At 54.6% G+C, this 13,776-nt stretch carries 13 protein-coding genes, 1 tRNA gene and 1 pseudogene; 5 read left to right on the forward strand and 10 right to left on the reverse strand.

What is annotated here, in order from left to right; genetic code table 11:
* The 5 genes from CDH48_RS03250 to CDH48_RS03270 all read right to left on the reverse strand — a co-directional run bounded on the left by CDH48_RS03250 (nt 1) and on the right by CDH48_RS03270 (nt 4,894).
* Nucleotides 1–933: an ABC transporter permease gene (locus tag CDH48_RS03250; protein ID WP_100687300.1), complete on the reverse strand. Its 933-nt coding sequence runs from the start codon at nt 931–933 to the stop codon at nt 1–3.
* Nucleotides 930–1,979 carry an ABC transporter permease gene (locus CDH48_RS03255; protein WP_100687301.1) on the reverse strand — a complete coding sequence of 350 codons (1,050 nt, stop codon included), beginning with the start codon at nt 1,977–1,979 and terminating at the stop codon, nt 930–932. Before CDH48_RS03255 ends, CDH48_RS03250 begins: the two co-directional genes overlap by 4 nt.
* A gap of 80 nt (nt 1,980–2,059) precedes the next feature.
* Nucleotides 2,060–3,622: an ABC transporter substrate-binding protein gene (locus tag CDH48_RS03260; RefSeq protein WP_100687302.1), complete on the reverse strand. Its 1,563-nt coding sequence runs from the start codon at nt 3,620–3,622 to the stop codon at nt 2,060–2,062.
* A gap of 191 nt (nt 3,623–3,813) precedes the next feature.
* Nucleotides 3,814–4,536 (reverse strand): LrgB family protein, encoded by a 723-nt coding sequence (locus tag CDH48_RS03265; protein WP_100687303.1) that lies wholly within the window; start codon nt 4,534–4,536, stop codon nt 3,814–3,816.
* Nucleotides 4,529–4,894, reverse strand: a complete 366-nt coding sequence (locus tag CDH48_RS03270; RefSeq protein ID WP_100687304.1) for a CidA/LrgA family protein — start codon at nt 4,892–4,894, stop codon at nt 4,529–4,531. Before CDH48_RS03270 ends, CDH48_RS03265 begins: the two co-directional genes overlap by 8 nt.
* Before the next feature lie 75 nt (nt 4,895–4,969).
* Here CDH48_RS03270 and CDH48_RS03275 point away from each other — a divergent pair, with 75 nt between their 5' ends.
* Nucleotides 4,970–5,509, forward strand: coding sequence for a YaeQ family protein (locus CDH48_RS03275; protein WP_100687305.1), 540 nt, complete (start codon nt 4,970–4,972; stop codon nt 5,507–5,509).
* 98 nt (nt 5,510–5,607) lie between these two features.
* A tRNA-Arg gene (locus CDH48_RS03280) sits at nt 5,608–5,684 on the forward strand.
* 217 nt (nt 5,685–5,901) lie between these two features.
* On the opposite strand, the gene gcvA is transcribed toward CDH48_RS03280, so the two are convergent.
* Nucleotides 5,902–6,819 carry a transcriptional regulator GcvA gene (gene gcvA / locus CDH48_RS03285; RefSeq protein WP_100687306.1) on the reverse strand — a complete coding sequence of 306 codons (918 nt, stop codon included), beginning with the start codon at nt 6,817–6,819 and terminating at the stop codon, nt 5,902–5,904.
* Between the two features lie 126 nt (nt 6,820–6,945).
* Between gcvA and CDH48_RS03290 the strand changes: the two genes are divergently transcribed.
* Complete coding sequence (locus CDH48_RS03290; protein WP_100687307.1) at nt 6,946–7,125, forward strand: RSP_7527 family protein; 180 nt, start codon at nt 6,946–6,948, stop codon at nt 7,123–7,125.
* A 146-nt stretch (nt 7,126–7,271) separates the two neighbouring features.
* Here the strand turns inward: CDH48_RS03290 and CDH48_RS19330 are convergent, their stop codons facing one another.
* Complete coding sequence (locus tag CDH48_RS19330) at nt 7,272–7,430, reverse strand: hypothetical protein (protein ID WP_227520919.1); 159 nt, start codon at nt 7,428–7,430, stop codon at nt 7,272–7,274.
* A 66-nt stretch (nt 7,431–7,496) separates the two neighbouring features.
* Here CDH48_RS19330 and CDH48_RS03295 point away from each other — a divergent pair, with 66 nt between their 5' ends.
* Together CDH48_RS03295 and CDH48_RS19555 are read left to right on the forward strand one after the other, a co-directional pair.
* A complete protein-coding gene (locus CDH48_RS03295; RefSeq protein WP_379923391.1) occupies nt 7,497–7,844 on the forward strand; it encodes a hypothetical protein in 348 nt (115 codons plus the stop codon).
* Between the two features lie 192 nt (nt 7,845–8,036).
* Entirely contained in the window at nt 8,037–9,443 is a 1,407-nt protein-coding gene (locus tag CDH48_RS19555) for a fibronectin type III domain-containing protein (protein WP_100687309.1), read from the forward strand.
* 141 nt (nt 9,444–9,584) lie between these two features.
* Here the strand turns inward: CDH48_RS19555 and CDH48_RS03305 are convergent, their stop codons facing one another.
* The 3 genes and pseudogenes from CDH48_RS03305 to CDH48_RS03315 form a co-directional block, all read right to left on the reverse strand.
* Nucleotides 9,585–10,694, reverse strand: coding sequence for a zinc-binding dehydrogenase (locus tag CDH48_RS03305; protein WP_100687310.1), 1,110 nt, complete (start codon nt 10,692–10,694; stop codon nt 9,585–9,587).
* Nucleotides 10,695–10,752: 58 nt separating this feature from the next.
* Nucleotides 10,753–11,444 (reverse strand): annotated as a pseudogene (locus CDH48_RS03310) (thiolase family protein).
* A 213-nt stretch (nt 11,445–11,657) separates the two neighbouring features.
* The gene (locus CDH48_RS03315) at nt 11,658–13,751 is read right to left on the reverse strand and encodes a 3-hydroxyacyl-CoA dehydrogenase NAD-binding domain-containing protein (protein ID WP_100687311.1); all 2,094 of its coding nucleotides are present in this window, start codon (nt 13,749–13,751) and stop codon (nt 11,658–11,660) included.
* Between the last annotated feature and the right edge of the window lie 25 nt (nt 13,752–13,776).

Here is a 13,776-nt window from a genome sequence, read left to right on the forward strand (position 1 = left end):
TTAGCCCTTGTACAGCCGTGGGTTCATGACATCCCGCAACCAGTCACCCAACAGGTTGATGACCAGCACGAGCACGACCAGCACCAGGCCGGGAATCAGGGTTATCCACCAGGAACCGCTCTGAATGTAGTCAAAACCGGACTTGATCAGAGAACCCAGCGACGGCTGGGTTTCCGGCATGCCAAGCCCCAGGAACGACAGGGCCGCTTCCGAAATGATTGCGTTGGCAATCTGCACAGTGGCGATAACAAAAATCGGCGACAACGTGTTGGGCAGAATGTGGCGGAACATGATGCGATTGGTGCGAAAGCCCATTACCTTGGCTGCATCCACATATTCCTTCTTTTTCTCCGCCAGCACCGAGGCCCGCACGGTACGGGCAATCTGCGGCCATTCTGCAACGCCAATAATGAAAATCAGCATGTAAATGGCGATCTCACCAAACATCAGATTGCCAAAACTGGCCTTGAAGACGGCACCTACAATGATGGCCACCATCAGGGTGGAGAAGGAGAGCTGAACATCGGCAATGCGCATCAGAATGGAATCCACCCTGCCACCCAGGTAACCCGCAAGCAGCCCGAACAGAATGCCGAGGGCAGCCTGCAGCACCACGGCGCCGAAGCCGATCAGCAGGGACACGCGGGTGCCGTAAAGAATGGTGGAGAGCATATCCCGGCCCTGGGCATCTGTGCCCAGCGGAAAGGCCGGATCCGCGCCCTGCATGCCCACCGGGGGCAGCTCCGAATTCATGATATTGATTTGTGCCAGATCGTACGGGTTCGTCGGGGCCAGTAAAGGCGCAAAAATTGCCGCCAGCACCATCAGAACCAGCACAACAAAGCTTGCAATTGCAACCTTGTCGCGTTTGAAACTGTACCAGAGGAAGGATTCGCGAAAGCGATCCCAGCGTGAAAGTGTCGCTGTTGTCATGCTTTCTTACCTGTCAGTTTAACCGTGGGGTTTACCAGCCCGTAAATCAGGTCTACCAGGGTGTTGGTCACCACAAAAATCAGACCCACAACCATCAGGTACGCGACGATCAGGGGAATATCGCTGCGGGTGATGGCTTCCAGAAACATTAACCCCACACCGGGCCACTGGAACACGGTTTCCGTAAGAATCGTATACGCCACCATAATGCCAATCTGCACCCCGCCAACGGTAATCACCGGCAACATGGTGTTCTTCAGTGCGTGCAGGAAGTTAATGCGGGCCGCACTCAGGCCTTTGGCCCGGGCGTAACGGATGTAATCACTCTGCAACACCTCCATCATCTCGGCACGGATAAGGCGGATAAACAGTGGCAGCATGATGGATGCCAGAGAGATACAGGGCAGCACCAGATGCATCAACCCGCGCTCTGTGAAAAACCCCGAATTCCATGTACCGAAAAGATATGTAAGGTCTTCCCCACGACCGTATGACGGCATACCGCCTTCGGTACTCAAGGCTCCGTTCAGCCATTGCCCCCAGCCGGTATCCTCCGGGAACCACTCAACGGTGACACCTATGGAATATATCTGGATAAGAACAATGGCCGTGAGGAATACCGGAATGGAGATCCCCACCGTGCTCACACCCATGAAAAACTTGGCCAACCACTCCTGTGGCCGGATGGCGGCATAGACACCGATGGGGACCGACAGAAACATGATAATCAGGCTGGCACCGATCACCAGCTCCAGGGTAGCTGGCAGGTGTTCAGCAATCACGGTCAAAGTTGGCTTGCCATAAAAGTAGGATTTGCCCAGATCGCCCTGAATGGCCTTACCGGCAAAACGCAGGTACTGAACCACCATGGGGTCATTCAGCCCCAGTTCTTCCCGCAGGGCTTCCCTCTCTTCCTGGGAGACGGACATGCCCACCATTTCCTGGAGCGGATCACCAAGACCATCCTGAATGGCAAAGGCGATCACACTGATCACGAACATGACCAGAGCAGCCTGGGATATGCGCTGAACCAAAAACGCTAACATGAAGGATGTACCACCAGTGAGTCATATAAAGCCTCTCTCCCTTTGCGGGAGAGAGGTTGGAGAAAGGGGCAACCCCCTCGTTACTCTACGACCAGATCACCCAGGTAAGGGAAGTTCATAACGTTCAGAATGGGTTCAATCTTCACGTTCTTCTTGCTGGCCCAGGCCAGATCCTGCCAGTGCAGCGGCACGAAAGCGGCATCGTCATACAGGCGCTTCTCTACGTCCTGCAGAATGTCGGCACGCTTGTCCATATCGGTTTCAACACTGGCTTTTTCAACCAGCGCGTCAATTTCCGGGTTGCAGTAGTTACCGGCGTTGTACTGGCCAGCGCCACTGTCGGCTTCCGGGCAGAAGGTCAGGAACTCATAGAAGTTGGCTGAATCCTCGGTATCTGCGTGCCAGCCAATCAGCATCATGTCGGCAGCACGGTTGTCGTACTCAGGCCAGTACTGGGCCTTGGGCAGTGTTTTCAGATCCACCTTGATGTTGATGCGGGCCAGCATGGCGGCGGCAGCCTGGGCGATCTTGTCATCGTTCACATAGCGATTGTTCGGCGCCATCATGGTGATGGTAAAGCCATCCTCGTAACCCGCTTCTTTCATCAGTTCCTGAGCTTTTTTCACATCATAACGGGGTTTCAGGGATTCGTTGTGGCCCTGGTAACCCGCCGGCGACAACTGAGCTGCCGGTGTGGCAAAGCCTTTCATGATCTTGGCGGCAATACCTTCCTGGTTGATGGCGTAGGCTATGGCCTGACGAACCTTCGGGTTCTTGAAGGCCTCAACACGGTCCTGGTTCATGTGAAACAGGATGATACGGGTACCGCTCATGGTTACCAGTTGCGAATCCTTGTCGCGCTTGATGCGGTCCAGATCCGTTGGCGGCACCGGCGCAATAAAATCCACACCGCCAGAGAGCAGCGCTGAAACACGGGTATTGTTTTCCTTGATTGGCGTCAGCACGATTTTCTTCACATTACCCGGGGATTCTTCATCCCAGTAATCTGCAAAACGTTCAAACTCCATGCGTACGCCCTGCTGACGCGACTTGACCAGGTAAGGGCCAGTGCCCGAAAGGTTGTCAGAAGCAAACGAGTTGCCGTGCTTCAGAATCGCGTCCTTTTTCTTACCGTCGGCGGTTTCACCGGAATAAAACTCACTGTCCAGCGGGAAGATATAGGTCGCGGTATTGAGCAGCAGCGGGAAGGGCTCACTGGTTACCAGCTCAAAGGTGTAATCATCAATGACATTAATGCCGCTGAAGGGCTTGAAGATGGCCTTGAAGTCCTGGCTTCGTTTCAGGCGCTCGAAGGTGAACTTCACATCCTTGGTGGTGAGCTCGTTACCGGAATGGAACTTCACCCCCTCGCGGAGTTTGAAGCGCATGGTTTTGTCGTCTACACGCTCCCAGCTTTCCGCCAGACGGGGCTCGAATCCGAGGTCTTTTGTCCAACGTACCAGGGGATCAAAAGACATGTGGGACAACTGCAGAATGCCACCGGATAGCTGTTCATGAATATCGAGGGTGACCGGATCGGCGTCATACGCCATTTTAAGCTCTTTTGTTGCCTCAGCAGACATTGCAACAGGCGCCATGGCCAGTGCCACGGTGCCAACTAAAGCGGCAAGTAGATTTTTCATTGCGTTTTCCGTCGTTGTTTTAGGGGATTTTTACGGCGCTTTTACAGTACTTTTACAGCACTTTTCAGAGCATATCGAAGCTCCGGCGCACCAGACGTCTGCCCTAGAAATTAGTCCGTGAAACTACATACGGCAATCGAAATTACAACTTGCGGCTATTCGTGAACTGAATGATGGTTTACAAAGGCTCCTTATAGATGAAAGACCACCGGCAGGATAAGCGCGGTAAAAACGCCGGTCAGCCCCATACCCAGAGAGGCAAAAGCCCCCGCTGTGTGGCTGATTTCAAATGCTCTGGCTGTACCAATCGCGTGCCCGTTCAAACCCAGTGCAAAACCGAGAATGCGCTCGTCCTCAACCGGCAGCCACTTTGCCAGCACATCAACAAACAGGGTTGCCACCACACCGGTTATTAACAGGCCACCCATCATCAGGGGCACAGACCCGCCCAACTGTTCGGTTATGCCTATTGCAATGGGTGCAGTCACAGACTTTGGCGCCAGGGATGCCAGCACCTCCGGCGTAGCGCCCATTGCCCAGGCGATTACCACCGCATAAACGGCCGCCAGAGTGGCCGCCAAAGGCAAGGTGACCACAATTGGAACCCACATGGCGCGAATATGATGGATCTGCTGATACAGGGGAATCCCCAAGGCTACGGTCGCAGGCCCCAGCAATACCGTGATCCAGAGAGCACCTTCCTGGTAGCGGGCATAATCCACCGAAAAAAGCGCAATCACCGCCGATAACAAAACAGCCGAGAGCACAACCGGTGGCATCCACAGGGGCTTGCCTATGCGTGCAAACAGCCAGTTGCCCGCAAAAAATGCACTCAAAGTAAGCCCGATCGCAAATATCGGGCTGGCAGACAGGGCATCGGGTACCGCGAGAAAACGTTCGACAAGCTCAATCATTCGCGCGGCCCCGTGCACTCAGGCGAACCAGGCCTTGCATTAAAAGAAGGGTGCTGAGAACACTGAGAAAGGTACCCACAAGCAGCGCTGCCGCCACCGCCAGCCATTGCCCGGAGAACTGCGAAGCCATGAAAAACACTCCCACCACCCCCGGCATGATCAGCAGCACCAGCACAGAGATCAGCCCCTGGCTGGCCGACGCCAGGGCGTTGCTCACTCTGCCCCTCAGCATCAGCGTAAATGTCATCAGAATCATGCCCAGCACACCGCCGCTGACGGGTATCAGAAACACCAGGCGCAAAGCTTCGCCAAACAGAAAAAACAGAACCAGAACCAGAAAACCGCGCAACATCGGCATGCCGTCATGCTCATCACTGAAGGAATTGCATTACACTAACGCAAACCAACATCCCGATACCAATGCAGGACAGCCATGGCGCTCAAGGCAACCGTTTTCAAAGCAACACTCAATATTGCTGACATGGACAGGCATTACTATGCAGATCACCACCTCACCATCGCGCAACACCCGTCAGAAAATGACGAGCGCATGATGATTCGCCTGCTGGCATTTGCCCTGAATGCAAATGAAAACCTGGAATTCACCAAGGGCCTGAGCACAGATGACGAGCCCGAACTCTGGCAAAAAAGCCTGAGTGACGAAATCGAACTGTGGATTGAACTCGGCCTGCCCGATGAAAGCCGCCTGCGCAAAGCCTGCAACCGCGCCCGCCAGGTTATTCTGTACGCCTACGGAGGCCGTGCCGTGCCCCTGTGGCTGGAGAAGAATCAGACTAAACTGACCCGTTTCGATAACCTCACCATTATCAACCTGCCGGCAGAATCAACCGAGCGCCTCGCCGGACTGGCAGAGCGCAATATGAACTACCAGGTAACGATTCAGGATGGCGAAGTGTCGTTCAGTAACGAAGACACATTGGCCAGCATTACCCCTGAGCCCCTTTTTCCATAAAAAAGGCCGCTCCGACAACAAATGCGGGGCTGGACACTGCACGCTCTCACACGTAAGATTGCGCACTCGAAATTGACGCATAGCCGTCGCATTCGAATGCGCCCGTAGCTCAGCTGGATAGAGTACCGCCCTCCGAAGGCGGTGGTCACAGGTTCGAATCCTGTCGGGCGCGCCATATTTTCAGGGCCTTACGTGAGAGCGTAGGGCCTTTTTATTTGGCTGTGTCCATGGTGTACCCAAGAATGCAAACCGCTTTGTCTCAGCCATCGCACTTTGATACAGATCGTTGAGCGCGCTCTCTTCAACCTGTTCTACAACCTCTGAAATCTTGAATATGACGACAGGGACGACTTTGAGAAGGACAATCTTCAAAACCAGGCTGAACCCGATGCTTAGACGGACGCGTTTTTCACCCCGTATGCGTCGGTATCCTGCATTTCGCTGATCAACCATTCCTTGAACGCCTTCATTCCCACGGTTAATGGACGGTGCTTCTGGTAAACCAGATAGAAGGCTTTGTGGGTATCAAGCGGAATATCGAACGGCACGACCAGATTACCGGAACTGATTTCACGGGAAGTCAGGGTTGGGTCCGCGAGAGCAACCCCCAGGTTTTCCTGCGCTGCCGCCGTTGTCAGCTGGCTGCTGGACAACTGAAGGCTGTCTTTGGGCGTAATGAACTCCGCGCCGGCGAGTTGCAACCAGTTCTCCCATTCCCACTTTCGTGAGCCTACGTAAATCAAAGTGTGATGGCGCAGGTCATTCGGAACCCGCAAAGGGTGTTTTCCCTCCAACAGCTTCGGGCTGCATACAGGCACAAGCCTTACCTTTTGCAGGAAATAAACCTCAATGTCATCCCATTCACCATTTCCATAGTAAACCGCCATATCCGTGTTCGATTGATTGAAATCGAGCAGACCTACCGAGGCGTTTATTTGCAGTTCGATGTCCGGGTATAACTCCCTGAAACGAGACATACGAGGCATCAGCCACCGAGTCAGAAAGTTGGGCGCCACGCTGATTCGAACCACATTCGATTGCGGATTGTCTGCCAGCCTGTGAGTCGCCATTTCGATTTCATCCAGCGCGTGCCTGATCGACACCAGGTACTGCTCTCCGGAGGGGGTCAGCTCAACCTTTCGTTTGCTCCGGCTAAACAGTTTTACTCCCAAATATTCTTCAAGCGTCTTGATCTGGTGGCTCACAGCAGATGCTGTTACGGCCAACTCATCGCCAGCCGCCGCAAAACTGCCTTTCCTGGCAGATGCCTCAAACACTCTCAATGCGTTCAAAGGGGGTAAACGGCGCATAAGGGTTACCACTAATAATGAGATTTTTTCATCATTTTGCTTAGAAAGGATCGCTTTTCCACCAATGACGATCCCGCTAACATAAACCACATAGTAATTAAAGGTGCAACCAAGGAGATTTCACCCATGGCTAAAGAATTTTCATCCACACCCAGCATTGCCGAAATTAACGAAATTGTGGAACTTGCCAAAAAAGAGCGTAACCAGTACATCGCGGAAGGCATTAGCTCACTGATTTCAAAGCTTGGCGCTGCATTTCGCTCTTTGTTTGAGACTGCGCCCTCCAAGCCGTCCCCGAGCCACTGATCAAAAGCCTGGCGCCTCCTCCAGTTCCTTTTCTTTTGGCCTTATGCGCAAGCATAGGGCCTTTTTTTAATTTTGCTCCGGCTCTGCCCTTTCCAACCCCGCCTTGATATAAAAGCTGAAATAATGTAACATATTGTTTTCGCTAATTATTTATAAATATGGACATTACCTGAAACAAGGAGAGCATCATCACTATCAATAAAGGTGACCGCATTTATCATCCGGGCTATGGCATCGGCATAGTCAAATACATTCGCAAAAAGAGCTTCTTTGGCGAGAACGAAGCCAAGTTTGTCAAACTCCATTTCGAACGGGACGACCTCACATGGCTGGTGCGCGCCAACGATATACCGAGCACTATCCGCGTTCCCATGAGCGCCAAAGAGGCAAAGAAGATCATTAATCACTTAAAAAGCTGGCAGGGCAAGTTGAGTGAGCAATGGAAAGTTCGTGCAACGGCTAACCAGGCAGCGATCGACAAAGGTGATCCGTTTGGTTACGCGGAAGTCGTGAAGGGCCTGAGCGTTATGCAAGAACAGGGCAGACTAAGCGCGACAGACCGCAAACATTTGAACCTTGGCATGGAGTTTCTTTGTGAAGAGCTGGCCAATGCCTTGGGCAAAACCCACGACAGAGTGCGCCAGATCATTGAGAAAGCGGCGTCTTCCGGCGACCCTGCCCCGCAATCAGGTACAGCGACGGCGATCGCTGCAACCTGAGGTAAGCTGTCCCGGCCGCGCCCGGCCGGGATCAAGTAAGCCCCCCTTGAGAAACGATCAGTCAGGGAAGCAACACCGAATGTTGTGTGCCGATAAATTGACGCATTAAGCAACAAAACCACGCCATATTTTACACCATTTAACAGCCTCCATGGCTAGCATTGCATCATCCGTTTTCTCTGGAGATGCATCATGTTCTTCCCCTCAAGTATGCGACTAAGCGTCCTTGCCGTAGTGCTTGGTTCGCTGCTTACTGCATGTGGTGGCGATTCATCAACAACAGGGCCTGATACCTCAGCGACAACCCCCGGTGACAGCGAAACACCGGAAATTAAGCTGTGGGTAGAAGGCTATGCCGTAAAGGGAGCCATTGATGGAGGCCTGGCATCCATCTGGCACCACAAATCGGAAACTCCCCAAAAAGGCTGGGAACAGATAGGTACTACTGCCAGAACTGACAAGAACGGTGGTTTCCGAATTGCAGTACCGGAGCGCTACTCGTCGCAGCCACTTCAAGTGGTACTGGAGTCAGACACCCGGACTCGCATGCGCTGTGACGCCCAGCCAACCTGCAAAACTCCTGACGGCAACGATGTGGGCTTCGGTGAGTGGTTCTGGCCGGGCGGCAATCTGGTTTTGAAGTCTATCGTAAACCCATCCGATACCACCTCGAGTGTAACTCTTACACCTCTGGTGACTCTTGCCGCTGAGACGTTCCTCGAAGCCCCGGATGGTGGGCTGCAACAGTTTATGGACCTGCTCGCAAATCAGGAGAAGCGTTTCGGACTTGCCGCCGGGGCACTGTCCAGAAAACCGGTTGACCTCAGCGCAGCAGATCTGAGCAGCGTTGAGGTTTCTACCCTGAAGACGGCCATGCTGAACATTGCATTTCTGAGCCTGGTGGACGGCCAGCATTGGCGTACACTCGGTGATGTTCTGGAAAACGCACTGGCAAGCTCCAGGCAGAACGGGCAGTTGCCGCTGAGCATCGGCGACGACCTCAATGTCAGCGTTGAGCTATTGGCGCTCGCAGCCATGGTCCAGGCCGATGACTTGCTGGAGTACCTGATAGAAGCAGGGGTGCGGGACGAGGTTGTAACCGACGCAATGGCTGGCCTTGAAGAGACACTGGGCTCGACCGGCTATGTTCCGCCAATTCTGCCAGACCCCGTTCCTGAGCCGGGGCCACAGCCTGCACCCGATCGACAGCCTACACCTGAGCCGACACAGGAACCAACGCCCGAGCCGACACCGAAACCCGATTCAGTTCCTACTCCGCAGTCAACACCTGAGCCTGAACCGGAACCACAGCCGGAGCCTGTGATTGGCAGCGCCAAAATGAGCTGGAACGCACCTGCAACCCGCGTGAACGGCGAGTCACTGGCGATGGGTGAGATTGGACATTACATCGTTCGATATGGCACCGAACAGAATGTTGACGATAGACCCAATGAAGTGATCGTGGAAGATGGCCAGGCAATGGAATATGAAGTTGCCGGGCTTACCGAGGGGACCTGGTATTTCGCAATCAAAACTGTAGACATCAACGGCCTTGAGAGCGACTGGTCCGCGTCTGTAAGCAAGACGATTTCCCGTTAATCCCGGGAAATCGCTTGCACAGGCACTACCCCCCGAGGAAGCCCGCCAGGCGATCACGCACGATAAGGCGGGTCTGCAGTTCATCCGCCTTGAATGATCGGGTGGCGAATGCCAAACATCTCGGTAATTCGGGTTTTCATATCAGGGCTCCATCACAATTACGCCACGGGCATTCTTGCCCGCTATCATGTCGTCAAATGCCTGCGCAGCTTCTTCAATGGGGTAGGTGCGTGTAACCAGTTCGTCCAGCTTCAGCTTGCCGGCTTTGTACAATCCGATAATCCGGGGGAAGTCGTGTTGGGGGCGGGCCGAACCCAGCCAGCTTCCTTTCAGAGTGCGTTCGTCTGCCGGTAGGGTCAGCGTGGTGACCGAGGTCTTGTCTTTCGGGTCGGCAACGCCTACCACCACAGCAGTGCCGCCACGACCGAGACATTTATAGGCCTGCTCTACCACGGCACCTGCGCCGACACACTCAAAGGCGTAGTCAACACCACCGGTCAGTTTTTTAACGGCCCTGGCGGCATCCTCTACGTCGCTGAGGTTAACGGTGTGGGTGGCGCCAAACTCTCTCGCCATCTCGAGCTTTTTGGGGTTGCTGTCTACAGCCACGATCATCTCTGCCCCGGCGGTAGCACAACCCTGAATGGCGTTAAGGCCAACACCACCAATGCCAAAGACAGCGGCGCGGGAGCCCGGCTCCAGTTGCGCGGTGTTAAACACCGCACCAACGCCGGTCATCACCGCACAACCCACAAGCGCTGCATTCTGCATGGGCACGGATTTATCTATTTTTATGCAGTTATCCACGTGCATGGTGGCGTATTCCGCCATTACACCGCAGGCTCCGAATACGTTCAGGGGCTCGCCGTTGGCGTCTCTGGTTCTCACTGTGCCATCAGGCAATGTGAACATGGCCTTGCGGGCGTTCTCGCAGAGTACCGGGCGGCCACGCACGCACTGGCGGCATTTGCCGCACATGGAAATAAACGAGCTGACTACGTGGTCGCCTTCCTGGAATTCGGTTACACCCTCACCGACTTCAACAACCACACCAGCGGCTTCGTGGCCGAGCACAAGAGGTGGCGGGTACTGGATTTTGCCAGTGGTGGCAGAGAAGTCGCTATGGCAGACACCGCAGGCGGCAATTTTGAGGGTAATTTCACCGCGCTTGGGGCTTTCAACAGTGATGGTCTCTACCTGAACGGGCTGGCCCCATTCGCGGCAGATTACGGCTTTGGCTTTTCTGTCCATTTTGGGTGCTTCCTGTTAGTAATCTGGAGGGGCTGGAACTTTGGGGGCTGATCCCAGGTTATACAACTTCAAACAGTCCGGCTGCGCCCTGGCCACCGCCTATGCACATGGTGACGACAACATATTTGGCACCGCGGCGCTTGCCTTCAATCAGGGCGTGGCCAGCAAGACGGGAGCCGGTAACGCCGTAAGGGTGGCCGATGGAAATGGAGCCGCCGTACGCTGTTGCGAGATCAGAGCATATTCATCCTGGGACTCACGGCTTACGTTATAACGCTGAGCCACAATGTCCGCCGTTTCAATCATCGAAAGGTAGAGCTCAGGCTTGTTCTTCATCAGCCAGTCATTGGTCGCGTGAAAGCTGTTGAGCTTGTCGTTCTGTACCAGAGAAATAGACTCCACTCCGCCCGCCACCATGGCCGGCACCTTCTCGGAAACCACCCGCTGGGCGGCAATGGCAATGGACTACAATCCGGAACTGCAAAACCGGTTAATCGACAACCCGGCGGTTGTTACCGGCAGGCCCGCGCGAATCGCCGCCAAGCGAGCCATGTTCTTGCCCTGAGCCCCTTCATGGAACGTCGCCCCGAGAATCACATCCTCAACAATTGCCGGATCAATCCCCGCACGGGCCACCGCGTGCTCAATCACATGCCCGGCAAGATCCATACTGTGGGTGTTGTTCAAAGCGCCCCGGTAGGATTTCCCAAGACCGGTGCGAGCGGTAGAAACAATAACGGCGTCTGACATAAAAGTTACCTCAACATGAATTCAGCGCTTGCCCCACAGACGAGATAAGGCAGGGATAAAAGTATGGTGTTCAATCGGCCCGGCGCAGGGGGTTTTTCTGCCGGAAAAAAGATGTCTGAGCGAAGCGAGTTGTTTTTTCCAGAAGAAAAGCCCCCTGTGCCGGGCCAGCCCCCGATACTGGATCAACCAGGGGCAGCCCATAACCGGAAGCGTTTACAGGTCCCCAAACTTCTTCCCGTCAGCAACCAGCTGCTTGAGCAAGGGTGCAGGCTCCCAATAATCAGCACCAACCTCACGATGGTACTTCTCCACCGCTGCCAGAATCACATCCAGCCCGATCTGGTCCGCCCAGAACATAGGCCCACCAAGGTAAGCCGGGAATCCATAGCCGTAAATCCAGACCACATCAATATCCAGTGCCCGGTCGGCAATGCCCTCCTCCAGGATCTTCGCCGCCTCATTAACCATCACATACATGCAGCGCTCAAGAATCTCCTGATCGGTGATTTCCCGGGGGGTAATACCCTGCTCCTTGCGGAAATCCCCGATAAGCCGTTCCACCTCCGGATCCGGAATCGGCTTGCGGCTGCCTTCTTCGTATTTGTAGACACCCGCCATGGTTTTCTGGCCCAGGCGATTCTGTTCGGCAAGCTTGTCCATCCAGCTGGGTGCTACGTCCTCACCGGCGTTACGCATTTCTTCACGAATGCGATAACCCACATCAATACCCGCCAGATCTGCCATGGCAAACTGGCCCATGGGGTAGCCCAGGTCCGTCAATACCTTATCCACCTGCTGGGGTGTGGCACCTTCATTAACCAGAGCCATGGCCTCGGCACCGCGCTTGTGCAGCATCCGGTTACCCACAAACCCATGGCAGTTGCCCACCATCACGCCAACCTTTTTGATCTTCTTGGCAACGGCCATGACCGTTGCTTTTACTTCGTCTGAAGTCTTGCTGCCGCGAACGTTTTCCAGCAACTTCATCACGTTGGCGGGACTGAAAAAGTGCATGCCCACCACGTCTTCCGGGCGGTTGGTTGCAGAGGCAATCTCGTCAATATCCAGAGTCGACGTGTTGGTGGCCAGAATGGCTCCGGGCTTGCACACCGAATCCAGCTTGGCGAAGATCTCTTTCTTCACCGCCATGTTTTCGAACACAGCCTCAATAACCAGATCCACGTTTTTGAACTCGTCATAGTTCAGGCTGCCGGTAATCAGCGCCATCCGGTCTTCCACCTGTTTCTGGGTGATGCGGCCTTTTTTCGCGGAGTTTTCATAATTCTTGCGGATAATGCCGAGCCCTTTATCCAGAGCTTCCTGTTTCATTTCCACAATGGTGACGGGGATACCAACATTGGCGAAGTTCATGGCGATGCCGCCACCCATGGTTCCGGCACCAATCACACCAACGCTGCTTACGTCGCGTACCGGCGTGTCCTTGGGCAAGCCCTTCACCTTGGAAACCTGGCGCTCCGCGAAAAAGGCATGAACCAGCCCGGCGCGCTGGGGGGAATCCATGCATTCCATGAACAGTTCGCGCTCACGCTTCATGCCTTCAGCGAACGGGAGATTGAACGCCGCTTCAACGGCATCCACACACTTGAAGGGAGACAACTGGCCACGGGCCTTTTTCTGCAGGGCCGAGCGGAACTGGTCGAACACATCGCTGCCCTTATCTGCTTCAATCCTGTCGGTCAGGTCACGAACCCGACGTACCGGCTTGCCTTCATCTGCAAGCTTCTGTGCATAGGCTATACCGGCCGCTTTAACGTCATTACTTTCATCAACAGCATCCACAATGCCGAAAGCCAGCGCGTCTTTGGCGGCAACAAACTCGCCGGTGGTGATCATCTCCAGTGCTTTCTGTGCACCGGCCAGGCGAGGCAAGCGCTGGGTTCCGCCGGCACCGGGCAGCAGGCCGAGTTTTACTTCCGGCAGGCCCACCTTGGCACTGCTCAGCGCAATCCGGTAGTGACAACCCAGAGCCGTTTCGAGCCCGCCACCCAGGGCGGTGCCGTGGATGGCAGCAACTACGGGTTTGTCGCTGTTTTCAAACTGTTCAACCACCGCCGGCAACCCCGGCTCCTGCATGGGCTTGCCAAATTCGCGGATATCGGCACCGGCAATGAAAGTGCGGCCTTCACATACCAGTAGCAGAACTTTGGCCTCTGCATCCTTCTGCCCATGCTCAAGCGCGGCAACCAGGCCTGAACGTACCGCTTGGCTCAGGGCGTTGACCGGCGGGTAATTCACGGTAATAACGCCAATATTGCCTTCACGGGTGTAATTAACGACTTCAGACATAATCTTTTCCTTAAAATATAGGAGG

Origin of the sequence: Marinobacter aromaticivorans (assembly GCF_002806975.1) — a bacterium.
GTDB classification, from domain to species: domain Bacteria; phylum Pseudomonadota; class Gammaproteobacteria; order Pseudomonadales; family Oleiphilaceae; genus Marinobacter; species Marinobacter aromaticivorans.